The sequence below is a fragment of the Bradyrhizobium murdochi genome, assembly GCF_000472965.1.
GTDB classification, from domain to species: domain Bacteria; phylum Pseudomonadota; class Alphaproteobacteria; order Rhizobiales; family Xanthobacteraceae; genus Bradyrhizobium; species Bradyrhizobium murdochi.
Genome location: NZ_AXAU01000012.1, coordinates 107,905 through 129,486, shown reverse-complemented (window position 1 = coordinate 129,486; position 21,582 = coordinate 107,905). Strand labels below are relative to the sequence as shown.

At 63.6% G+C, this 21,582-nt stretch carries 21 protein-coding genes; 13 read left to right on the top strand and 8 right to left on the bottom strand.

What is annotated here, in order from left to right; translation table 11 throughout:
- Positions 1-73: 73 nt before the first annotated feature.
- On the top strand, positions 74-490 hold the full coding sequence (locus tag YUO_RS0122510) for a hypothetical protein (protein WP_028349305.1): 417 nt from the start codon (positions 74-76) through the stop codon (positions 488-490).
- A 314-nt stretch (positions 491-804) separates the two neighbouring features.
- Here YUO_RS0122510 and YUO_RS0122505 read toward each other — a convergent pair whose 3' ends face one another.
- The 3 genes from YUO_RS0122505 to YUO_RS0122495 all read right to left on the bottom strand — a co-directional run bounded on the left by YUO_RS0122505 (position 805) and on the right by YUO_RS0122495 (position 2,902).
- The gene (locus tag YUO_RS0122505; RefSeq protein WP_028349304.1) at positions 805-1,254 is read right to left on the bottom strand and encodes a hypothetical protein; all 450 of its coding nucleotides are present in this window, start codon (positions 1,252-1,254) and stop codon (positions 805-807) included.
- 118 nt (positions 1,255-1,372) lie between these two features.
- On the bottom strand, positions 1,373-1,732 hold the full coding sequence (locus tag YUO_RS0122500) for an ElaB/YgaM/YqjD family protein (RefSeq protein WP_028349303.1): 360 nt from the start codon (positions 1,730-1,732) through the stop codon (positions 1,373-1,375).
- A gap of 66 nt (positions 1,733-1,798) precedes the next feature.
- Positions 1,799-2,902: an AI-2E family transporter gene (locus tag YUO_RS0122495; protein WP_028349302.1), complete on the bottom strand. Its 1,104-nt coding sequence runs from the start codon at positions 2,900-2,902 to the stop codon at positions 1,799-1,801.
- 311 nt (positions 2,903-3,213) lie between these two features.
- Here YUO_RS0122495 and YUO_RS0122490 point away from each other — a divergent pair, with 311 nt between their 5' ends.
- Complete coding sequence (locus YUO_RS0122490) at positions 3,214-3,981, top strand: L,D-transpeptidase (protein WP_028349301.1); 768 nt, start codon at positions 3,214-3,216, stop codon at positions 3,979-3,981.
- 27 nt (positions 3,982-4,008) lie between these two features.
- On the top strand, positions 4,009-4,653 hold the full coding sequence (locus YUO_RS0122485) for a DUF2865 domain-containing protein (protein ID WP_028349300.1): 645 nt from the start codon (positions 4,009-4,011) through the stop codon (positions 4,651-4,653).
- A 41-nt stretch (positions 4,654-4,694) separates the two neighbouring features.
- Here the strand turns inward: YUO_RS0122485 and YUO_RS0122480 are convergent, their stop codons facing one another.
- Positions 4,695-6,788: a methyl-accepting chemotaxis protein gene (locus tag YUO_RS0122480; protein ID WP_028349299.1), complete on the bottom strand. Its 2,094-nt coding sequence runs from the start codon at positions 6,786-6,788 to the stop codon at positions 4,695-4,697.
- Positions 6,789-7,011: 223 nt separating this feature from the next.
- Between YUO_RS0122480 and YUO_RS46390 the strand changes: the two genes are divergently transcribed.
- Positions 7,012-7,164 (top strand): Thivi_2564 family membrane protein, encoded by a 153-nt coding sequence (locus YUO_RS46390; RefSeq protein ID WP_156908724.1) that lies wholly within the window; start codon positions 7,012-7,014, stop codon positions 7,162-7,164.
- A gap of 51 nt (positions 7,165-7,215) precedes the next feature.
- Here the strand turns inward: YUO_RS46390 and YUO_RS0122470 are convergent, their stop codons facing one another.
- The 4 genes from YUO_RS0122470 to cysD form a co-directional block, all read right to left on the bottom strand.
- Positions 7,216-7,416 carry a CsbD family protein gene (locus YUO_RS0122470; RefSeq protein WP_028349298.1) on the bottom strand — a complete coding sequence of 67 codons (201 nt, stop codon included), beginning with the start codon at positions 7,414-7,416 and terminating at the stop codon, positions 7,216-7,218.
- A gap of 95 nt (positions 7,417-7,511) precedes the next feature.
- Positions 7,512-9,674 (bottom strand): malate synthase G, encoded by a 2,163-nt coding sequence (locus YUO_RS0122465; RefSeq protein WP_028349297.1) that lies wholly within the window; start codon positions 9,672-9,674, stop codon positions 7,512-7,514.
- Positions 9,675-9,874: 200 nt separating this feature from the next.
- The gene (cysC, locus tag YUO_RS0122460; protein ID WP_028349296.1) at positions 9,875-11,791 is read right to left on the bottom strand and encodes an adenylyl-sulfate kinase; all 1,917 of its coding nucleotides are present in this window, start codon (positions 11,789-11,791) and stop codon (positions 9,875-9,877) included.
- 24 nt (positions 11,792-11,815) lie between these two features.
- Positions 11,816-12,610 carry a sulfate adenylyltransferase subunit CysD gene (gene cysD / locus YUO_RS0122455; RefSeq protein ID WP_028349295.1) on the bottom strand — a complete coding sequence of 265 codons (795 nt, stop codon included), beginning with the start codon at positions 12,608-12,610 and terminating at the stop codon, positions 11,816-11,818.
- Between the two features lie 253 nt (positions 12,611-12,863).
- On the opposite strand from cysD, the gene cysG reads away from it, so the two are divergent.
- The 9 genes from cysG to YUO_RS0122410 all read left to right on the top strand — a co-directional run bounded on the left by cysG (position 12,864) and on the right by YUO_RS0122410 (position 21,558).
- Positions 12,864-14,300, top strand: a complete 1,437-nt coding sequence (gene cysG, locus YUO_RS0122450) for a siroheme synthase CysG (protein WP_028349294.1) — start codon at positions 12,864-12,866, stop codon at positions 14,298-14,300.
- Positions 14,297-14,608: a DUF2849 domain-containing protein gene (locus tag YUO_RS0122445; protein ID WP_028349293.1), complete on the top strand. Its 312-nt coding sequence runs from the start codon at positions 14,297-14,299 to the stop codon at positions 14,606-14,608. The genes cysG and YUO_RS0122445 overlap by 4 nt, the downstream gene beginning before the upstream one ends.
- Positions 14,609-14,621: 13 nt before the next feature.
- A complete protein-coding gene (locus YUO_RS0122440; RefSeq protein WP_028349292.1) occupies positions 14,622-16,277 on the top strand; it encodes a nitrite/sulfite reductase in 1,656 nt (551 codons plus the stop codon).
- Entirely contained in the window at positions 16,264-16,779 is a 516-nt protein-coding gene (locus YUO_RS0122435) for a DUF934 domain-containing protein (RefSeq protein WP_028349291.1), read from the top strand. Before YUO_RS0122440 ends, YUO_RS0122435 begins: the two co-directional genes overlap by 14 nt.
- Before the next feature lie 5 nt (positions 16,780-16,784).
- Positions 16,785-17,507, top strand: coding sequence for a phosphoadenylyl-sulfate reductase (locus YUO_RS0122430; protein ID WP_028349290.1), 723 nt, complete (start codon positions 16,785-16,787; stop codon positions 17,505-17,507).
- Between the two features lie 137 nt (positions 17,508-17,644).
- A complete protein-coding gene (locus tag YUO_RS0122425) occupies positions 17,645-18,634 on the top strand; it encodes a sulfate ABC transporter substrate-binding protein (RefSeq protein ID WP_028349289.1) in 990 nt (329 codons plus the stop codon).
- Positions 18,635-18,703: 69 nt separating this feature from the next.
- Positions 18,704-19,510 (top strand): sulfate ABC transporter permease subunit CysT, encoded by an 807-nt coding sequence (gene cysT, locus YUO_RS0122420; protein ID WP_028349288.1) that lies wholly within the window; start codon positions 18,704-18,706, stop codon positions 19,508-19,510.
- Positions 19,511-19,520: 10 nt separating this feature from the next.
- Positions 19,521-20,519 carry a sulfate ABC transporter permease subunit CysW gene (gene cysW, locus YUO_RS41400; protein ID WP_083754672.1) on the top strand — a complete coding sequence of 333 codons (999 nt, stop codon included), beginning with the start codon at positions 19,521-19,523 and terminating at the stop codon, positions 20,517-20,519.
- Complete coding sequence (locus tag YUO_RS0122410; protein ID WP_028349287.1) at positions 20,509-21,558, top strand: sulfate/molybdate ABC transporter ATP-binding protein; 1,050 nt, start codon at positions 20,509-20,511, stop codon at positions 21,556-21,558. Before cysW ends, YUO_RS0122410 begins: the two co-directional genes overlap by 11 nt.
- Positions 21,559-21,582 lie beyond the last annotated feature (24 nt).

The window sequence follows — 21,582 nt, the reverse complement described above, 5'->3', positions numbered from 1 at the left end:
GATAAGCGCCGGACCTATGGTTACTCGGTTCGGGTTGTGTTCGTGATCGCCATGGGGCGAGGGACACAGAGCCATGTCACAGATTTTCAAAGCAATTTTTGCCCTTCTTGCCGTCTTCGCTACGTTTGGCGCCGTTCAGTTTGCTTCCGGTCACGATCTCGCCAGCCGGCTGAAACTCGCCGCGACCTCACCCGGAACAGACATCAACCGCGGAGCAGACATCAACCGTGCTGCCAAGTCCGACCGCGCGGCCGTCAAAGCCGCGGCGGGTCAGACCGAGACGATTACGATCCGGACCGTCGGCCTCGAGGACACCTCCGTGGTGGTGCGTGTTCCCGTAGTCCAAGAGGAGGCGCGGAACCGCCCGACGCCACCGGCCAAGCCGGAGAACAAGCCCGACCGATCGAAGACGACGATCGCCTGCGAACCGCCGGTCAGCGTGTTGACCGAAGTCGCAAAACTGCTTCAGCCCGGCCGCTGCGTGACCTGATCCAATGTGCAGTCTGTAGGGTGGGCAAAGGCGCGATAGCGCCGTGCCCACCATCCATCATTGAGCACGCTTCGTGATGGTGGGCACGCTTCGCTTTGCCCAGCCTACGAGACCGCGACTGATTTGCCTGGCGTGCAAGCTGCGTCGCTATTCCCACGTCATTGCGAGCATAGCGAAGCAATCCATGCCGTCGCATAAAGAAAGAATGGATTGCTTCGCTGCGCTCGCAATGACGTGCGATAGGCCGCAGCGCACTGGATGTGCCGCATGCTCAGCATGTGACAGCTTCACTATCTCACGACGGCCGAGCTAGCTTACTCCGCCGGCGCTTCGCTCTCGCCGCTGCTGGCGTTGGCGCGGCTTGCCAGAAATCCCAGCGCCAGTCCGCCGATTGCGAGAATCGGGATCAGCTTCTTGACGCCGATGGCGCGGATCACCTGGATGCCGGTCGCGACCAGCACCGGATCGGACAGCACGGCCTGCGCGGTGGATTTCGCCTTCGCCGCCTGTTTGGCGCGCGCCTCGATCTGCCTCTTGCGCACCATGTACCAGCCGGCCGCGATGAGCGCGACCACGAAGAAGATGGCGGCACCCGTGAGGCAAGCCTGCACGGGACCGTACCGCTCCAGCACGAACACGAAGGCCGCCGCGCACAGAAAGGCGGTTGTGACCAGCAACGCCATGGCCGCCGCTGCCGCCAGCGAGGTCAGCCGCACCGCGGTGCCGGTCGATTCCTTGAAGTCGTCGATCAGTCGCTGAAACATGGCCACGCCTCGATCTGAAAACCGCGTCAACAAAACACGCCGCAGCGCTCCGTCGCCACGGGAATGCAAGAGGCGATGCAAGGCATGGCTGCCCAGCGCGCGCAATCCGTTGCCAAACCTACCTACGCCACGCCACACCGATCAGAAAGCCGATCCCCAGCGCCACGGCGACGGTTGCCAGCGGACGCTGCGTGATGGCGTCTTCCAGCGTCTCCTCGATCGAAGAGGCGGCGTCTTGGGCTGCGTCCATCATCGCGCTGCCGCGCTCCGACACGTCGTCGACCACCTGTTCTGCATTGGCGCGCGCCTGCCTGTAGCCATGCCGCGCCTGCTTGCCGGCGGTGCCGGCAAAACTGCTCAGCGCTTCGGTGATCTGCTCGGTCAGGGCTGCGATATCGTTTTTCACAGCGGTCACGTCCTTCTGCAGGCGCTCGTAGGTCGCTTTGTCCGTCAGATTCTTCATTGCGGCGTCAGACATCGAAAGCTCCCGGGTACTGAGTTCATTCGCGGAACAAACGCTCCGCCGAATGGGAAGTTCCTCGCCCTAGTCCTCCGGCAGTTGCGGCGAAGCCGGCGGCATCAAGTGCTCCCTCACGATCAGCGCGACGATCAGAAGCGGCGACGACAGGAACGCGCCCATCGGGCCCCACAGCCAGGTCCAGAACGCCACCGCCAGGAATACTGCAAGCGCGTTCAGCGCCAGCCGGCGGCCGACGATCGTCGGCGTCAGGAAATGGCCTTCCAGGAAAGTCATCACGGCGAACATGGATGGCGCCAGCAGCCCGGCGCTGATGGTCGGGAGCGCGACAATGCCGACCACGACCAGCACGGCAAACATCGCCACCGGGCCGATGATCGGAATGAAATTCAGGATCGCCGCCAGTGCGCCGAGGCTGGCCGGGTTGGGCATGCCCGTGACCGCGCAGATCAGGCCGGTGGCGATGCCGACGCCGGCATTGATCATGGTCACCAGCAACAGATAGTTGCCGAGATGCTCCTCGATCTCGTTGAGGATCCGCAGCGTCCGCAGCCGCCACGCCCGCTCGCCGAAATTCAGGATCAGGGCCCGGCGCAGGTCCCGCCAGCTCGCGATGAACAGGAGCAGCGTCGCGATGAACAGCAGGAATTCGGCAAAGGTCGGCGACAGGAATTCCAGCGTCGGCTGCACCCAGTCGACCTTGGGCAGATGCAACGTCGTCAGCGTATCGGGCCCGCCGAGCATGCTCTGCAACTCCTGCCACAGCGCGAGCGGCCGGTCGAACACGCGCAGCTTGTCCCTCAAGAGCGCTCCCAGCTCCGGAAGCTTGCCGCTCCATTCGATCGCGGGCGAGGCGATCAGGCCGACCATGAAAGCGGTCGCGGCGCTGGCGGCCGCCACGATCAGCACCGCGGCGACCGCGCGCGGAATGCGGTAGCGCTCCAGGAGGCTGGCGGCCGGGGAAAGCATGGTCCCGACGATAAAGGCCATCGTGATCGGCAGAAGCAACGCCTTGGCAAGATAGAGGCCGGCAATGATGCAGATGACCAGCAGGCCGATGAGCGAGATCGCCACCACTTCAATGCGGCGGATGACCGGCGGCAAATCGAGCTTGCTTTCGGGGACCGGCGCGCCTTCCTGCTCGTGGGGAAGCTGGCGTTCACTGGGCAACGGCTTTGTCGGCGGGGATTTGGCGGACGAAGGCTTGGCGGGCGAAGGCTTGGTGGGCGAAGGCTTGGTGGGAATGACGCTCACAATGGTTTTCCCTCGCCCGAAGCGGCGGTGACACGGCAAAAGCGACGTCGCGAACCGGACTGCGATCATAACGTGACGATAGGGTGCGAGTTCCAATCGCGCAGGCGTGAGCGGTGTCGCACTTGACGTGATGCGACGTGACATCGGCTGTTCGGAACCGCCGGCTGGTGGCCGCGTTTGTTGGTGCAGAGCATCCAATGATGCAGACATCCCACGGGGCAGGTCCCATGACACAGTCCTCCGATCGCCGGCCTTTGTCGCGCGTGGCGAGCGCATTTGTCCTCGTTGCCGCCGTCTTGCTGACGCCCTCGGCACTCTCGAGCGCTGCGAAGGCGCAGACGCTCGGCTACGCGTCCACCCAGCCGAATGGCTATCCCGCCGATGAGGTGATCGCCTCCGACGAGGGCGCGACGCCCGAACGGCTTCGCCGCGCCGTTGTCCCCTTCGGCACGACCGAGGCGCCGGGCACCATCGTCATCGATACCGGCAACACCACGCTCTATTACGTGCTCGGCCAGGGCCGGGCCATCAGGTACGGCGTCGGCGTCGGCCGCGAAGGCTTTACCTGGGCCGGGGTGCAGACCATCAGCCGCAAGGCGGAATGGCCGGATTGGCATCCACCTAGCGAGATGATCGCGCGCCAGCCTTATCTGCCGCGCTTCATGGCCGGCGGTCCCGGCAATCCGCTCGGCGCGCGGGCGATGTATCTCGGCACCAGCCAGTACCGCATTCACGGCACCAACGATCCCTCGACGATCGGGAAATTCGTCTCGTCCGGCTGCATCCGCCTGATCAATGAGGACGTTATCGACCTGTTCAACCGTGTCGATGTCGGCACCAAGGTCGTGGTGCTGCCGAAGAAGGCCCCGGTCATGGCGCGCGGCGGGGACTCCAGGACCGGCATCACGGCTCGTCCGGCCGCGCATCCGCGCCCCGTCGCAATCGCGCCGTCGGGCCGCCAGGCGATGAACCTGACGCCGCCGGAGCTGAACTGAAGTAATTTGCGTGAGAGGAGAGCGTTGATGCGATCGGGAAAACTGGCGGCATGGGGAGTAGCCGCGCTGGCCTGCGCGTCGGTGCTGGCGCCTGCCGCGCAGGCGCAGGATTTCTTCTCGCAACTATTCGGCGGATTCGCCCGCCCGCGCCATCAGCCAAATACCCAGATGCCGTTTCCCAATGACGATGGCCAGGTGTACGCGCCGCGCGGCGAGGGGCGCACCCGTTACGGCGTTGGAGGCAGCCAGGCCTATTGCGTGCGAACCTGCGACGGGCGCTACTTCCCGCTCACAGCGTCCGACAACGCAAGCCGGGGGACCTCCTGCAACAAGCTATGCCCGGCGAGCGAGACCAAGGTGTTCTACGGCAGCAGCATCGACGACGCGGCCGCCGAGAACGGAAAGGCCTATTCGGAATTGCCGAACGCGTTCCGCTATCGCAACGAACTCGTCGGTGGCTGCACCTGCAATGGCAAGGACCAGGTCGGGCTGGCGCAGGTCAAGATCGAGGACGACCCGACGCTGCGCAAGGGCGACATCGTCGCCGGCGAGAACGGACTCCTGGTCGCGGGCCGTAGCGGCGACAGGCGCGGCACTGAGCTGAACTTCTCTCCCGCCTCCGGCAAAGCCCGCGCCAAATACGGCCGCGTGCCGGTGGTGGCGCGGGATTGATCGCCGGTCGTCATGCCCGGGCATGACCGAGTGGAGGTGAACTAAGCCGCGCGGATCTTGCCGAGGAATGCGGTGACCTGATTGCCGAGTTGCTGGCTCTGCGTCTCCAGCGTCTGCGAAGCCTGCTTGACGTCCTCGGCGGCGGCCGCTGCCGCGTCGGCATCGGCCTTCACGCCGGTGATGTTGTCGGACACGTTCTTGGTGCCCTGCGCGGCAAACTGCGTCGAGCGCGTGATCTCCTGCGTTGCGGCACCCTGTTGCTGCACGGCGGCGGCAATCGCGGTCGCGACTTCGTTGACCTCGCCGATGATGCTGCCGATGCCCTTGATGGCGTCGATGGCTTCGCCTGCCACGCGCTGGATATCCGAGATCTGCTCGGAAATCTCCTCGGTCGCCTTCGCGGTCTGGCTCGCCAGCGACTTGACCTCGGAGGCGACCACCGCAAAGCCGCGGCCGGCCTCGCCGGCGCGTGCGGCCTCGATGGTGGCGTTGAGCGCCAAGAGGTTGGTCTGCGCGGCAATGGTATTGATCAGGCCGACGACTTCGCCGATCCGCCCTGCCGATTGCGCCAGCCCCTGAACGGTGCCGTCGGTATTGCGCGCCTGGCCGACCGCGCGGCTGGCGATGCTGGCGGCATGCGCCGCCTGTTGGCTGATGTCGTTGATCGAGGCGCTGAGCTCTTCGGAAGCCGCAGCGACCGTCTCGACGCTCATCGAGGCGTCGCCGGAGGCCTTCTCGGCGATCTGGACGCGCTCGTTGGTCTGGCGCGAAATCGTCGAGAGGCCGGCCGAGGTGGTCCGCATCTGGCCGGAAGCATCGCCGAGCTGGTTGAGCGTCTGGCGCACCATGCCCTCGAACTCGCCGACATAGCTCTCGATCGCCTGCTGCCGCGCCATCGCGCCGGCGTTGCGCTCGCGCTCCTGCGCCTCGATCCGCGCCTTGTCGGCGGCCTGCTGCTTGAACGTCTCCAGTGCGCCCGCCAGCGCGCCGATTTCGTCGTTGCGCGCGGCATAGCCGGTATCGACGCCGAGGTCGCCGGCGGCGACTTTCAGCATGGCGTCGCGCATGGTGTGCAGCGGCTTGATGACGCGGCGGGTAACGATCGCCATGGCACCGAACGCCAGCGCCAGCGCGCCGGTCAGCAATGCGAGCTGCATCGTCAGCGAGCCTTGGGCGGTGGAGCGCAGGTGTGCGGCGTGATCCTTGGCAGCGTCGAGCGCGGCCTCGGCCACGGCGACGGCGGCTGCGAGACGCCCGACCGTGACCGGGGTCCACTGGTTGGCGGTCAGTTCCGACTTCTCACCGGCCGCAACCTGCGTCAGCAGCCGGTCGCGCAGAGCAAGATATTGCGGCTCGAAATAGGCGATTTTGGTTGCTGCCATGGCGCTCGAGATCGCTGGGGGCAACTGCATCCCCGCTGCGGTCAATTCCAGCGCGCTCCAGGCGGCGTCGATGCCGCCAGTATATTTCGTGTAGGCGAGCCTTCCCTCGGGCGAGACCTTCCCGGTGCTGAGCCCGGTCGAGACGATCAGCGAGGCTTCGCCGGCGGTGTTGCGCAACAGCCAGGCGATCTGCTTGATCGCCAGCAACTGGTCGATGGTCGCGTCCTGGTGATTGACGGCCGCACCCAGCGCCCCGGACAGCTTCTCCAGCGTCTCCAGCATCGCGCTGGCGGCAGCCATATACTCCTTGGCCAGTTCGGGTCGGCGCGCAGCCTTCGGCTTGGCCACGGCTTCCCAGAACTCCTTCTGCAGCGCCGTCATCGTCTTGTAGAGGCGGTCAAACTCGGGGACCAGCGTCTGGTGCTGCGCGAACTCCAGGCTGCCGAGCAGGCCGAGCGCTTTGCCCATCGCCGGCATTTCGGTGTCGCGGATGTTGCGCAGATACTTCTCGATATCGGCATCCATCGGCGCGTCGGAATTCAGGAGCCGGTTGGTCGTGGAGCGATCGGTGCGCAGATTGTGCATCGCCTTGAACATGTTTGCGGACGCGTCGGCGATGACCGCAATGCGGCTCGCCGCCTGCAAGCGGCCCCAGGAGTCCCAGGCGCTAAGCGAAAATCCAACCACCACGCAGAGTGAGGTGACGAGGATGACGGTTTTCAGCAGCGCGGATACGGTCAGACGATTCAACATGATGCTCCCCCGAGGCGTCGTGGGCCATTTGGGGGGAAAACGGTAAAGACTTATCGAGTGAGAGCCCGCGTAGTACTACGAGGATTCCTTGAAATGGCTGCGATTTTCCAAGCGGGGCTTTTCCAAGCGCGGCTCGGTTCCGTCGCGCGGAACCCGGGGCGCCTGTTCACGTTAACAAAACACTACAGCGCATTTTCCGGCCAACGCCGAACGGGGGCTTCGCATGCTTGTCAGCATACTCATCACGTTCCTGGTCGTTATTCTCGTCCTCTATCTCATCAACCTCCTGCCGATCGACGGCCGCGCCAAGCAGATCGCCCGCGTCGTGGTGATCATTCTGGGCGTGATCTCGCTGTTGAGATACATCTCGGTCTAAAACGAAAAGCCCCGACGGATGCGGGGCTTTTGGTGTTCGCAAAGCGAGGACCTACTTCAACGTCCGGAACCAGTCGTCGACGTCCTTGCGGATTTGGTCCTTGGCGAAGCCGTAGCGCTGCTGCAGCTTGCCTTCGAGTTGTTCGCGGCGGCCCTCGATGACATTCAGATCGTCATCGGTAAGCTTGCCCCACTTCTCCTTGGCGGAGCCCTTGAACTGTTTCCAGTTGCCTTCAACCCTGTTCCAATCCATCGCCATCTCCTCCTCTGTTGGTATGGCGATCAACGGACAAAAAGCTCAGGCGTTCCGCCAGAATCAATGCGGCATCGTGACGTGTCGCGGCGGGCTCAGCCCGCCGCCTTTGCCTCACGGCGGCGCGCGGTGAGAATGTATTCGGTATAGCCGTTCGGCTGCTCGCGGCCCTTGAAGACGAGATCGCAGGCGGCCTGGAAGGCAACGCCGTCGAACGAAGGCGCCATCGGCTTGTAGAGCGGGTCGCCGGCATTCTGCTTGTCGACCACGACGGCCATGCGCTTCAGCGATTCCATCACCTGATCCTTGCTGACGACGCCATGCGCCAGCCAGTTCGCCAGATGCTGGCTGGAAATCCGCAACGTCGCGCGGTCTTCCATCAGGCCGACGTCATGGATGTCGGGCACCTTGGAGCAGCCGACGCCCTGGTCGATCCAGCGCACGACATAGCCGAGGATGCCCTGACAGTTGTTGTCGATCTCCTGCTTCACGTCATCGGGCGCCCAGTTCGACTGCGAAACCGGAATGGTGAGGATGTCGGAAAGTTTTGCGCGCTGGCCGCCCTTGGCGAGCTCTTCCTGTCGCGCGATCACGTTGACCTGGTGATAATGCAGCGCGTGCAGCGTGGCCGCGGTCGGCGACGGCACCCATGCCGTGGTCGCACCGGCCTGTGGATGGCCGAGCTTCTGGCTGAGCATGTCAGCCATCTTGTCAGGCGCCGCCCACATGCCCTTGCCGATCTGGGCATGGCCGGGCAGGCCGTCGATCAAGCCCATGTCGACGTTCCAGTCCTCATAGGCCTTGATCCAGGGCTGCGCCTTCATGTCGTTCTTGCGGATCATCGGACCCGCTTCCATAGAGGTATGAATCTCGTCGCCGGTGCGGTCGAGGAAGCCGGTGTTGATGAAGCAGATGCGCTTCGAGGCGTTCTGGATGCAGGCCTTCAGGTTCACCGTGGTGCGGCGCTCCTCGTCCATGATGCCGACCTTCATGGTGTTCTCGGGCAGTCCGAGCAGCTTTTCCACCTCGCTGAACAATTCACAGGTCAGCGCGACTTCGTCGGGGCCGTGCATCTTCGGCTTGACGATATAGACCGAGCCGGTGCGGCTATTCCTGACCTTCGAATTGCCCTTGAGATCGTGGATCGCGAGCAGACCGGCGACCGCAGCGTCCAGCAGCCCTTCCGGAATCTCCTCGCCCTTTTCATCGAGCACGGCGTCGGTGAACATGTGATGGCCGACGTTGCGCATCAGCAGCAGGCTGCGACCATGCAGCGTCAGCTCCTTGCCGTCGGGCGTCTTGTAGACGCGGTCAGGGTTGAGTGATCGTTGAACCGTCTTGCCGCCCTTTTCGAAGTCGGCCGAAAGCGTGCCGTTCATCAGGCCGAGCGTGTTGCGATAGATCAGCACCTTGTCCTCGGCGTCGACCGCGGCAACCGAATCTTCCATGTCGAGAATGGTTGAAACCGCCGCTTCCAAAATCATGTCGGCGACACCGGCCGGATCGTCCTTGCCGACCGCATGATTGCGGTCGATCTTCACTTCGACATGCATGCCGTTGTTGACGAGCAGGACCGCGGAGGGCTGCGCCGCGTCGCCCTGGTAGCCGGCGAACTGCGAAGCAGTTTTTAGCGCGGTGGCGTTTCCGCTCTTGAGCTTCACCGCAAGCTGGCCGGCGATCACGCTATATGAGGTCACGTCGGTGTGGCTGCCGGTCGCGAGCGGCACGGCGGAATCGAGGAACGCCTTGGCCTTGGCGATCACCTTGTCGCCGCGCGCCTTGTTGTAGCCGCGGCCAGCCTCGCTCGGATCATGCGGAATCGCATCGGTGCCGTAGAAGGCGTCATAGAGCGAGCCCCAGCGCGCATTCGCCGCGTTCAGCGCGTAGCGGGCATTGGTCAGGGGAACGACGAGCTGCGGTCCGCAAATCTTGCCGATCTCCTCGTCGACATCTGATGTCTCGACCTTCTGCGTAGCCGGCTCGGGCAGGAGATAACCGATCTCCTTCAGGAACGCCGTGTAGGCGTTCATGTCGAACGCCTTGCCCTTGTTGGTGCGATGCCAGCCGTCGATTTTGACCTGCAGCGCGTCGCGGAGGGCGAGCAGCTCGCGATTTTTCGGCCCGAGCTTTTTGACGATGGCGGCGACGCCGGCCCAGAATGCATCGGGCGCAATCCCGGTTTTGGGGGTCGCCTCCTTGGCGATGAAATCGAACAGGACAGGGGCGATCTTCAATCCGTGGGCGTCGACACGATTCATGACGGGCTTTCTCGGGTAAAACTGGCGTTCAATGGCTGTTTTCAGGCGAAAACAGCAAAAAACGCGCCAAAGGGGCGGCATTGGCCGCCCTTTTAGCCCTAAAGCCGGGTCGATGAGAAGGCCCCAAAAAGAAGTGGAAGGTCTTATTTGGACGCGCTTTCTTCACGCGAACCGGTGTCCACTTCGCTCGAAAACGCTTTCTAGATGTTCGCCGCCAGATCCACCAGTTCGTCGAACAGGATGCCCGTCTCAGCCAGCATTCGCTCGATCTCGTCGGTCGCGTCCGAAACCGTGCGCGCGGAGGTATCGATGCGCAGTTCGGCCTGCGCCGGAGGCTGGTAGTCGTTACCGATTCCAGTGAATGCCTGCAACGTGCCGGCGCGCGCCTTGGCGTAGTGGCCCTTGGGGTCGCGGCTCTCGCAGACTTCGGCCGGCGTCGCGACGTAGATCTCGCGGAATGAAGCGTCGGCGATGCGTCGCGCGGCTGCGCGATCGTCCGCCGACGGCGAGACCGCAGCGACGACGGCAATGTGCCCGTTGCGCGCCAGATGGGTCGCAACTTCCGCCAGCCGGCGGATGTTCTCGGTGCGGTCCTGCGCCGAGAAGCCGAGATCGCCATTGAGGCCGGCGCGCAGCGTGTCGCCATCGAGCAGGATGGGTGAACCGCCGCGCGAAAACAGCCGTCGCTCGAGTGCGCGCGCCAGCGTCGATTTGCCCGAACCCGGCAAGCCAGTCAGCCAGATCACCGCGCCGTTGTGGCGGTAGCGCGCCGAGTGCTCTTCGGGGCGCAATGCGGATTCCACCGGCACAATGTCGATCGGAACGGCACGCTGTCCAGCGTCGACCGACAGCACGAGGCCGCCGCCGGCGATGCGGCCATTGACCTCGATTACCAGCCGACCGGTGCGCGAATTTTCCTGATAGGGATCGGCCGCAATCGGCTGCGCCAGCGAGATGTCGATTTCGCCGACATGATTGCGCGCGATCGCAGTCGTCTCCTCGTTGGAGAGTTCGCCGGGATCGACCGCCTTCTCGATCGCGACAACGCTGGCGCGGGTTTCCCGCGTGCCGAGTCGGATCAGGATCTGGTCGCCCTTCGACAGCGGCTTGTCGTGCAGCCAGAAAATGCGCGCGCGAATCCGCCGCGTGTCGCGCGGAGTAGCCCCCGCATGGGCGATGACATCGCCGCGCTCGATGAACAATTCGCGGTCGAGCGTGATGCCGACCGAACGGCCGGCGCCATGACTGCCCTTCAGCGGCGTCACCGGCCAGCTCTCCACCGTCTTGATCTTCGCGATCTTGCCGGCGGGCATGATGACGATTTCATCGCCGGCACTCAGATGTCCGGACTCGATGCGGCCCGCAACAATGCGGCGGTCGTCGAACTTGTAGATCGCCTGCACCGGCAGCCGCAGCGCCAGTTGCTCCGGCGGCCGCGCCGGCTCGAGCGCGTCGAGCGCTTCGACGACGGTTGGTCCCTGATACCAGTCGATCCGTGGCGTCTGCTCCGCAACGCCGTCGCCGTCGCGTGCGGAAATCGGAATCACAGCCGAGGGCGTCACGCCAAGGCCGATGAGATGCGCCGAAATTTCGTCGCTGATCTCCTTGAAGCGATCAGCGCTGAAATCGACGCGGTCCATCTTGTTGACGACGATCGCGACCTGCTTGATGCCCAACAGATGCAGCAGATAGCCGTGACGCCGGGTCTGGTCGCGCACGCCTTCCAGCGCGTCGATGATCAGCACCGCGCCGTCGGCCTGCGAGGCGCCGGTGATCATGTTGCGCAGGAATTCGGCATGGCCGGGCGCGTCGATCAGTACGACGTCGCGCGAGCGGGTGCGGAAGCGGATTTGCGTGGTGTCGATGGTGATGCCCTGGTCGCGCTCGGTCTGCAGCGCATCGAGCAGGAACGACCATTCGAACGGCATGCCGCGCCGTGCGCTGACCGCTTTCAGCATCTCCAGCTTGCCTTCGGGCAGGCTGCCGGTCTCGTGCAGCAGGCGGCCGACCAGCGTGGATTTGCCGTGATCGACGTGACCGACGATGACGATGCGGACTTGCGGGCGGGTGGTGCCGTTCGGTGTTGCCGAAACGCTGGCAGGCAGGATCATGTTCATCGCAACGCTCACAGCAAATGTCCGTTAGAGATAGCCGGCGACGCGCAGCCGCTCGAAAGCATCTTCGGTTTCATGATCCAGCGCGCGGCCGGCGCGCTCCGGCACCTTGGTGCCGTCGAGCTCGGCGAGGATCTCGTCGATGCTGGAGGCGGTCGACGCAACAGGATTGGTGATGTCCTGATCGCCCAGCGAGCGATAGCGCTTGCCGTCCTTCGAGAGATAGAGCGGAATGATCGGAATGTTTTCGCGCTTGGTGTAGGCCCAGATGTCGGCCTCGGTCCAATGCAGGATCGGGTGGACGCGCAAATGTGCGCCTTGCGGCACTGATGCATTGAACTGGTCCCAGAACTCCGGGGGCTGGTCGCGCACGTCCCAGCCGCCTTCGAGCCCGCGCGGCGAGAACACGCGCTCCTTGGCGCGCGTGGCCTCCTCATCGCGGCGGATGCCGGCAATCAATCCGTCGAAACCATATTTGGTCAGGGCCCACTTCAGCCCTTCGGTCTTGCGGGCGGCCGAACGTGCGGCCGGCGGCAGCGTTGGATCGACGGCATCGATCGACGGGCAGGGTTCGACTTTCAGATCGAGATCCCACTCTTTTCCGAAGCGATCGCGGAAGGCGTACATCTCGGCAAATTTCTTGCCGGTATCGACGTGAAGCGCCGGAAACGGCACGCGGCCGAAGAAGGCCTTGCGCGCCAGCCAGATCATCACGTTGGAATCTTTTCCGAGCGACCACAGCAGCGCGAGTTTTTTCAACCGCGCGAACGCCTCGCGCAGAATGTAGATGCTCTGTGCCTCGAGCTCGTCGAGATGATCCATCGCGGGCGGCGGCGGCCGTCCATCGGTGAAAATTTGTTCGACGGTGGCGCCGCTCTTGCGGTCGGCGCCACGCAACCGGTCTTTGGCAGAGTCGGGATTGAGAAGATGCATCTCTGGGCCTTGGCCTTGGTGGGCGAAAATTCTATAGTCGCGATGCAACAGAGAAGTAAAAATTTTCTCTTTGCGGGCGCTGAACGACACATATATAGAAAATAATTCCAGTCAACCCCGAAGTGGGGGAAGCGAGTTTCGCATGCGATTTCTGCCCGTGTTTCTCGATCTGCAAAGCGGCGTGGTGCTGCTCGTCGGAGCCGGCGAACTCGTGCGCGCGAAGCTGCGCCTCTTGGCATCGGCCGGTGCAAACATTCGCTGGTATGCGACCGACGGCAGCCATGACGTTTCGGGACTCGATGCGGCCGCTGCCGCACGGATCGAACGCGCAACCAGCGATCCGCTCACGGCCGATCTCTCAGGCGTCATTGCGGTGCTCTGCGCCGGCGCCGGTGATATCGGCGTTGCGATGTCAGTGCGCGCGAAGACGGTCGGTTTGCCTGTGAATGTGATGGACGATCTCGCGCATTCCACTTTCATCTTTCCCGCGATCGTCGATCGCGGCGACGTTGTCGTCGCCGTCGGCACCGGCGGCGCGTCGCCGGTGGTTGCGCGTCGCGTGCGCGAGCGCATCGAAGCAGTGCTGCCGGCGCGCATCGGCGATCTCGCCGCCCTCATCGGCAGCTTTCGTAAATCGATCCATGCGCGCATTCCCGAATTTGCGCTGCGCCGCCGCTTCTGGGAGCGCGTGATTGACGGCCCGATTGGCGCGCTGGTGCTTGCCGGGCGCAAGAGCGAGGCCGAGAAAGCGCTGAACGAAATCGCCGATCCCTCCGCCTTCGCCGGCGCGAGCAAGGACGGCAAGGCCGAGGGCAGGGTAACGCTGGTCGGCGCGGGACCGGGCGATCCGGATCTGCTCACCATCAAGGCGCTGCGCGCGCTACAGGATGCCGACGTGGTTTTCTACGACGAGCTGGTGTCGCCGGAAATTCTCGATCGAGTGCGCCGCGACGCTTCGCGCATTCCGGTCGGCCGCCGCGTCGGCAAGCCCGGCATCGGCCAGGATGCAATCAACAAACTGCTGATCGAGGCTGCCAAGGCTGGACAGCGCGCGGTGCGGCTGAAGGGCGGCGACCCCTTCATCTTCGGCCGCGGCGGTGAGGAAATCGAAGTGCTGCGCGCCGCGGGCGTGGCCTATTCGGTGGTGCCGGGCATCACCGCAGGCCTCGGCGCCGCCGCACAGTTCGAGGCGCCGCTGACCTATCGGCATGAAGCGCTGCGCATCACTTTCCTGACTGCGCACAAGGCAAAGGACGCCGAGGCCGTCGACTGGTCGGTGCTGACCGACAAGAAAATGACCATCGTGGTCTATATGGGCATGACGGCCGCACCGTCGGTCCGCGCAGGGCTTCTGGCCGCAGGGCGGTCGCCACAAACGCCGGTCGGAATATTTGCGCGCGTGACACGGCCGGATGCGCAGGCCGTGGTCGGGACGCTCGAAAAGCTTCCTGCGCTGGTCGAAAAAATCGATGGCGGCCCCGCCATCCTCATCATCGGCGACGTAGTCGCGCATTCCGCGCCGTGGCGCCAGTCCAACCTCAATCAAGTCATCTCAAAACTATTGGATGCTGCCGAATGACCTCTCCGCTCGAACAAAAGAAAATCAGAATCACCGGGCCGTCGGTAGTGACCGCCAACCGCACCTGGGATGGCGCTGTGGTCTACCGGACCGCACAGCAGGGGTGGTCGACCGCTCTGTCCGACGCTGCGATCGTGAGCACGTCGGATGATGCGCGTGCGTTGCTCGCCGAAAGCGCGGCCGATGACGTCGGCGCGGTCGGTGCCTATATCGCGCCGGTCGAGCTCAACGGCGGGCTGGTCAAGCCCGGCAACCTCCGTGAACACATCCGGTCGAAGGGCCTCACCATCGACCTTCTTCCGGCCTAAAGGCTGATCCATCATGTATGCATATGACGAACTCGACCGCACGCTCATCAACGAGCGGGTTTCGGAATTCCGCGATCAGGTGAAGCGCCGCCTCTCGGGCGAACTCACCGAGGACGAATTCAAGATGCTGCGGCTGCAGAACGGCGTGTACCTGCAATTGCACGCCTACATGTTCCGCGTCGCGATCCCCTATGGCACGCTGTCATCGAAGCAGTTGCGCCGGCTCGCCTATATTGCCCGCCGCTACGACCGCGGTTACGGCCATTTCACCACGCGGCAGAACATCCAGTTCAACTGGATCAAGCTTGCCGAGTTGCCCGATGCACTGGCCGAGCTTGCCGAGGTCGGTATCCACGCGATGCAGACCTCCGGCAATAACATGCGCAACGTCACCTCGGACCAATGGGCGGGTGTCGCGCCCGGCGAGGTCGAGGATCCACGCATCTGGTCGGAGATCCTGCGTCAGCACACCACGCTGCATCCGGAATTCTCGTTCCTGCCGCGCAAGTTCAAGATCGCGATCACCGCATCCGAGCACGACCGCGCCGCGATCAAAATCCACGACATCGGGCTGCGGCTGCACAAGAACGCCGACGGCGAGACCGGCTTTGAGGTACTGGTCGGCGGCGGCCTCGGCCGCACGCCGTTCATCGCCAAGACCATCAAGCCGTTCGTAGCCGGCCGCGACATTCTCAGCTATGTCGAGGCGATCCTGCGCGTCTACAACCAGTACGGCCGCCGCGACAACATCTACAAGGCGCGCATCAAGATCCTGGTGCATGAGCTCGGCATCGAGAAGTTCGCGCGTGAGGTCGACGAGGAATGGAGGCAGATGGGCCACAGCGCCCTGACACTCGACCATTCCGTCATCGAGGAGGTGCGTTCGCGCTTCTCCTATCCGGCCTACGAGAAGCTTCCGCACATGCCGGACGAGCTGAAGCAGGCCGCGCATGATCCGCTGTTCGAGCGCTGGCGCAAGAACTCGGTGGCCCCGCACAAGGTGCAGGGCTATTCGATCGTGACGCTGTCGTTGAAGCCGGTGGGCGGTCCGCCCGGCGATGCCACCGCCGACCAGATGGACGCGATCGCCGATCTCGCCGACAAATACTCCTTCGGCGAAATCCGCGTCGGCCACGAGCAGAACCTGGCGTTGCCGCATGTTGCCAAGCGCGACCTGCCGCAATTGTGGAAGGCGCTCGACCGTCTCGGGCTCGCCACGCCGAACGTCAATCTGGTCACCGATATCATCGCCTGCCCAGGGCTCGACTACTGCTCGCTCGCCAATGCGCGCTCGATTCCGATCGCACAGGAATTGACCCGGCGTTTTGCCAATCACGACACCGCCGACATGATCGGCCGGCTGCACATCAACATCTCCGGCTGCATCAACGCGTGCGGCCATCACCACGTCGGCCACATCGGCATCCTCGGTGTCGAGAAGAACGGCGAGGAGTTCTACCAGATCACGATCGGCGGCCGCGCCGACGAGAACGCGCAGATGGGCGCGCTGATCGGCCCGGCCGTCCCTTATGCGGAAGTTGCCGACGTGATCGAAGACATTGTCGAAGCCTATCTCGCGCTGCGCGACCGTCCCGAAGAGCTGTTCGTCGATACGGTCAAGCGTCTGGGCGTCGAGCCATTCAAGGAGCGGGTCTATGCCACTCGTTAAGAACGGAAGAATCACCACCGACCTGTTCGTCCATGTTGCCGACGGCGCCGAATTGCCGGGCGACGGAGCGGTCCTCATTTCGGCGGCGCGGTTCCTCGAAGATCCGGAAGCCATTCTCAAGCGCGCCGGCAAAACCGGCGTGATCTGGCCGAACAATCGCGCCGTCGACGATCTCGTGCCCTATCTCGACCGCCTGGCCGCCGTCGCGCTGTTGTTCCCGACCTTCCGCGACGGCCGAGCCTACAGCCAGGCGCGCTTGTTGCGCGAGCGGCATGGCTATGACGGCGAGCTGCGCGCCACCGGCCAGGTGCTGCGCGACCAGTTCGTGTTCATGTCGCGCGCCGGCTTCGACGCATTCGAGGTGAAGAAGGATGCCGACGCCGACGCCTTCGCCGAGACCATGAAGCGCTATTCGGTGTTCTACCAGCCGACCGGCGATGGCCGCGTCACGGCGCTCAATCGGCGGATGCAGTTGCGTCATTCAGAGAGTGCGGGCCAGTGACAGCGATCTTACAGCATGCGCTCGCCACCGAAGCGGCGATCCTTCCTTCAGCGCAGACGCTCGACCATACCTTGCGCGACGCTTCACCGACGCATGTCATTGAAACCGCGCTGAAGACCGTCGGCCGCGAGCAGCTTGCGCTGGTGTCGTCGTTCGGTACGGAATCGGCGGCGCTGCTGAAGGTGATGGCCGACGTCGATCCCGCGATTCCCGTGATCTTCCTCGACACGGGTTGGCTGTTCGAGGAGACGCTCGCCTATCGCGATACGCTGATTGCTGCGCTTGGTCTCCGCGACGTCCGCTCGATCAAGCCGCTGGCAGAAGCGCTCTCACGCCAGGATCCCGATCGCGAATTGTGGTTTTCCGATCCCGACGCCTGCTGCCGTATCCGTAAAGTAGAGCCGCTGGCGCGGGCGCTCAAACCGTTCTCGGCCTGGATCAACGGACGCAAGCGTTTTCAGGGCGGCGCGCGCGCTGAGATTCCCGTCGTTGAAGATGATGGCGAGAGGTTGAAATTCAATCCGTTTGCCAACGTATCGCGCGAAGAGATCGAGGCGATCTACAAGCTCGCCAAATTGCCGCCGCATCCGCTGGTCGCCTCGGGCTACCTGTCGGTCGGGTGCATGCCGTGTTCGAGCCGGACGGCGCCGGACGAGGACGCCCGGGCCGGCCGCTGGCGCGGCAGGCCCAAGACGGAATGCGGCATCCATACGACCAAAACTTCCTAGAGTCCGAACTTTGTAGGACAGGCAAGCTGCGGAACCGCAAACATTGAAATGCGGTTTCGTTGACTAAGCGGCCCTTCGTCGCGACTTATGCGTTCGTGGTTGATGATATGCTTCGTCAAGCCGAATGGAGATCAACGATGATCCGTCGCATTCTGCCGCTTGTTGCCGGATTGCTCTGGGCGAGTTCGGCTTTCGCTGCCGACTACACCTTGCTCAACGTGTCCTACGATCCGACGCGCGAGCTATACGCCGATTTCAACAAGGCGTTCGCGGCGGCCTACCGGAAAGAGAACGGTAAGAGCGTCGAGATCAAGCAGTCGCATGGCGGCTCGGGCTCGCAGGCGCGCGCGGTAATCGACGGGCTGCAGGCCGATGTCGTCACGCTGGCGCTGGCCTATGACATCGACGCCATCGCTGCAAAGGGGCTGGTGGCGCCGGATTGGCAGAAGCGCCTGTCGCTCAATGCATCCCCGTATACGTCCACGATCGTATTCCTTGTTCGCAAGGGTAACCCCAAAGCCATCAAGGATTGGGACGATCTGATCAAGCCCGGCGTGCAGGTGATTACGCCGAACCCGAAGACCTCGGGCGGCGCACGATGGAATTACCTGGCCGCATGGGGCTTTGCCGAAAAGAAATTCGGCTCCGCCGACAAGGCGAAGAAGTTCGTCGCCGATCTCTTCAAGAACGTCCCGGTGCTCGATACCGGCGCGCGCGGCTCGACGGTAACCTTCGTCGAGCGCGGCGTCGGCGATGTGTTGCTGGCGTGGGAGAACGAGGCGTTCCTGGCGCAGCGCGAATTCGGCAAGGACAAGTTCGAGATCGTCGCGCCGCCATTGTCGATTCTCGCCGAGCCGCCGGTGGCAGTCGTCGACAAGGTTGCCGACAAAAAAGGCACCCGCGCCGTTGCCGAGGCCTACCTGAAGTATTGGTACACCAAGGAGGGTCAGGAAATTGCCGCACGCAATTCCTACCGTCCGCGCGATTCGGAAATCGCGAAGGAGCATGAAAAATCCTTCGCCAAGGTCGAACTTTTCACAATCGACGACGTTTTCGGTGGTTGGACTAGGGCGCAGAAAGATCACTTCGGCGAAGGCGGCATTTTCGACCAGATTTACAAGAACTGATCTGGCCAACGGGCGGCCGTAGCCGAAGCAGGGGGATTTGTGAGCACAGCGGTCGCGCGGCAAAGCAGCCTGCCAGGGTTTGGTCTCACCATGGGCCTGACGCTGACGTGGCTCTCCGTTATCATCCTCATTCCGCTCGCCGGCCTGTTCCTCAAGACGCTCGAGCTTTCGCCCGCGCAGTTCTGGGAAATTCTCACCAGCCGCCGTACGCTGAATGCGCTGAAGATTTCGTTCGGTCTCTCCTTTGCCGCAGCCTGCGTCAACCTGGTGATGGGCACCATCATCGTGTGGGCGCTGGTGCGCTACCGCTTTCCGGGCCGGCGGATATTCGATGCCATCGTCGACATTCCCTTTGCGCTGCCGACCGCGGTCGCGGGGGTGGCGCTGACGCAATTGTTCGCACAGAAGGGATGGCTTGGGGCGCCGCTGGCTGAACTCGGCATCAAGGTGGCGTTCACGCCGATCGGGATTTTTATTGCGATGATTTTCATCGGCATCCCCTTCGTGGTGCGCACGGTTCAGCCCGTCCTGATCGATCTCGATCCGGAAATCGAGGAAGCGGCCGCAAGCCTCGGCGCCAACCGCTGGCACACCGTGTTCCGGGTGATTTTGCCGAGCCTGATTCCGGCGCTGCTGACCGGCTTCGCGCTGGCATTCGCGCGCGCGGTCGGCGAGTACGGGTCGGTGATCTTCATCGCCGGCAATCTGCCGAACGTATCGGAGATCGCGCCACTGCTGATCGTGATCCGGTTATCCGAATTTCGCTACGCCGATGCGACGGCGATTGCCGTCATCATGCTGCTGGCTTCGTTCGTGATCATCTTAGCCGTCAATCGCCTGCAACGCTGGGCGCAAACCCGCATTCCCGCGCATTGAGGGCCGATCGATGTCGACGCAAACGAGCTTTGTGACTCCGGAGGCGCCGCTAAGGGCCTACGCGTCAACGGCGGGCGCGGCCATTTCCTCGCTGTCGCGCCGCGAGGCGCGCGAGCCTCCGCGGGCGATTGCTTCGCCTGAGGATTTTCGGACAGAGCCGGGGCCGGTCCGCTTCGTCATCATCGCGCTTGCCGTCAGCTTCCTCACCATCTTTGTCGTGCTGCCGCTGGTCGTGGTGTTCGCATCGGCCTTGTCGAAAGGTTTTGGCGCCTATTTCGCCGCGCTGGCCGAGCCGGAGGCACTGTCGGCAATCCGGCTGACCCTGCTGGTGGCGGCGATTTCGGTCGGCCTCAATCTGCTGTTCGGGGTGATCGCGGCTTGGGCGATCGCAAAGTTCGATTTTCCCGGCAAGACCTTCCTGGTCACGCTGATCGACCTGCCGTTCTCGGTCAGTCCGGTCATTTCGGGCCTTGTCTTCGTGCTGCTGTTCGGTGCGCAGGGCTATTGGGGCACCTGGCTGCAGGCGCACAACGTCCATATTCTGTTCGCCGTGCCCGGTATTGCGCTCGCGACCATCTTCGTGACATTTCCGTTTGTGGCCCGTTCGCTGATCCCGCTGATGCAGGAGCAGGGCACCCAGGAGGAGGAAGCCGCGATCTCGCTGGGAGCGTCAGGCCTGCAGACCTTCTTCCGCGTCACTCTGCCCAATATCAAATGGGGCCTGTTGTATGGCGTACTGCTGTGCAATGCGCGCGCCATGGGCGAGTTCGGCGCGGTATCGGTGGTGTCGGGCCATATCCGCGGCGAGACCAACACCATGCCGCTACTGGTCGAGATCCTCTATAATGAATATCAATTCGTAGCCTCGTTTGCGATTGCCTCGCTCCTGGCGATGCTGGCCTTGATCACGCTGGTCGTGAAGACCGTTCTCGAACAGCGTCTGGATGAAGGACAAACCCCGAGGAACGATTTAAGGGATGATTTAAGGGACGATCCAAGTGACCATTGAAGTCAAAAACATCGTCAAGAAATTCGGCGCGTTCGCTGCCCTCGACAATGTCGATCTGAAGGTCGGCAAGGGCGAATTGCTGGCGCTGCTCGGCCCGTCCGGTTCGGGCAAGACCACGCTGCTGCGGATTATCGCAGGCCTCGACTGGCCCGATGCAGGCGAGGTGCGGATCGATGGCGAGGATGCGCTGGGACACGGCGCCAGCGAGCGCCACGTGGGATTCGTGTTCCAGCACTACGCGCTGTTCCGCCACATGACGGTGTTCGAGAACGTCGCCTTCGGCCTGCGCGTGCAGCCGCGCGCCGTTCGCAAGGACGAGGCCACGATCCGTGCCCGCGTCAAGGAATTGCTCGACCTGGTGCAGCTCGACTGGCTGGCAAACCGCTATCCCAGCCAATTGTCGGGCGGCCAGCGGCAGCGCATTGCGCTGGCACGCGCGCTTGCGATCGAGCCGCGCATCCTCCTGCTCGACGAGCCCTTCGGCGCGCTCGACGCGAAGGTGCGCAAAGAGCTGCGGCAATGGCTGCGTTCGCTGCATTCCGAAATCCATGTCACCTCGATCTTCGTCACCCACGACCAGGAAGAGGCGCTGGAAGTCGCCAACCGCGTGGTGGTGATGGACAAGGGGCGCATCGAGCAGATCGGCACGCCCGGCGACGTCTATGACAATCCGGCGACCGCCTTTGTCCACGGCTTCATCGGCGAATCCATCGTACTGCCGGTGGAGGTCTCAGGCGGCTCGGTGCGGCTCGGCGGCCGCACGCTCAATATCGCCGCCGATGGTGCAGCCTCCGGCGCCTCAAAGCTGTTCGTCCGTCGCCACGACATGCAGATCGGGCCCGCCGGAACCGGCTCGCTGGAGGGCGCGGTGCGCCATGTCCGCTCATTCGGCCCGATCCAGCGGGCGGAGATCGCGTTGACGGGCGGGGAGGGCAAGACCGTGATCGAGATCGACGCCCCCCGCGACCGGGAACTCCAGGCCGGAGAAATCATCAGCCTGCAACCCCGCCGCTACCGGATCTTTGCCGCGCAGGAATGACGTCGAAACGACGGCCCGTTCACC

What these genes read in the sequence shown, in the direction of transcription:
- YUO_RS0122505 (WP_028349304.1), bottom strand. Translation starts at nt 1,254, where the DNA reads ATGTTTCAGCGACTGATCGACGACTTCAAGGAATCGACCGGCACCGCG.
- YUO_RS0122435 (WP_028349291.1), top strand. Translation starts at nt 16,264, where the DNA reads ATGCCACTCGTTAAGAACGGAAGAATCACCACCGACCTGTTCGTCCAT.
- YUO_RS0122500 (WP_028349303.1), bottom strand. Translation starts at nt 1,732, where the DNA reads ATGTCTGACGCCGCAATGAAGAATCTGACGGACAAAGCGACCTACGAG.
- cysC (WP_028349296.1), bottom strand. Translation starts at nt 11,791, where the DNA reads ATGAACATGATCCTGCCTGCCAGCGTTTCGGCAACACCGAACGGCACC.
- YUO_RS0122480 (WP_028349299.1), bottom strand. Translation starts at nt 6,788, where the DNA reads ATGTTGAATCGTCTGACCGTATCCGCGCTGCTGAAAACCGTCATCCTC.
- YUO_RS0122445 (WP_028349293.1), top strand. Translation starts at nt 14,297, where the DNA reads ATGACCTCTCCGCTCGAACAAAAGAAAATCAGAATCACCGGGCCGTCG.
- YUO_RS0122425 (WP_028349289.1), top strand. Translation starts at nt 17,645, where the DNA reads ATGATCCGTCGCATTCTGCCGCTTGTTGCCGGATTGCTCTGGGCGAGT.
- YUO_RS0122440 (WP_028349292.1), top strand. Translation starts at nt 14,622, where the DNA reads ATGTATGCATATGACGAACTCGACCGCACGCTCATCAACGAGCGGGTT.
- YUO_RS46390 (WP_156908724.1), top strand. Translation starts at nt 7,012, where the DNA reads ATGCTTGTCAGCATACTCATCACGTTCCTGGTCGTTATTCTCGTCCTC.
- YUO_RS0122510 (WP_028349305.1), top strand. Translation starts at nt 74, where the DNA reads ATGTCACAGATTTTCAAAGCAATTTTTGCCCTTCTTGCCGTCTTCGCT.
- cysW (WP_083754672.1), top strand. Translation starts at nt 19,521, where the DNA reads ATGTCGACGCAAACGAGCTTTGTGACTCCGGAGGCGCCGCTAAGGGCC.
- YUO_RS0122465 (WP_028349297.1), bottom strand. Translation starts at nt 9,674, where the DNA reads ATGAATCGTGTCGACGCCCACGGATTGAAGATCGCCCCTGTCCTGTTC.
- cysD (WP_028349295.1), bottom strand. Translation starts at nt 12,610, where the DNA reads ATGGATCATCTCGACGAGCTCGAGGCACAGAGCATCTACATTCTGCGC.
- YUO_RS0122485 (WP_028349300.1), top strand. Translation starts at nt 4,009, where the DNA reads ATGCGATCGGGAAAACTGGCGGCATGGGGAGTAGCCGCGCTGGCCTGC.
- YUO_RS0122490 (WP_028349301.1), top strand. Translation starts at nt 3,214, where the DNA reads ATGACACAGTCCTCCGATCGCCGGCCTTTGTCGCGCGTGGCGAGCGCA.
- cysG (WP_028349294.1), top strand. Translation starts at nt 12,864, where the DNA reads ATGCGATTTCTGCCCGTGTTTCTCGATCTGCAAAGCGGCGTGGTGCTG.
- YUO_RS0122470 (WP_028349298.1), bottom strand. Translation starts at nt 7,416, where the DNA reads ATGGATTGGAACAGGGTTGAAGGCAACTGGAAACAGTTCAAGGGCTCC.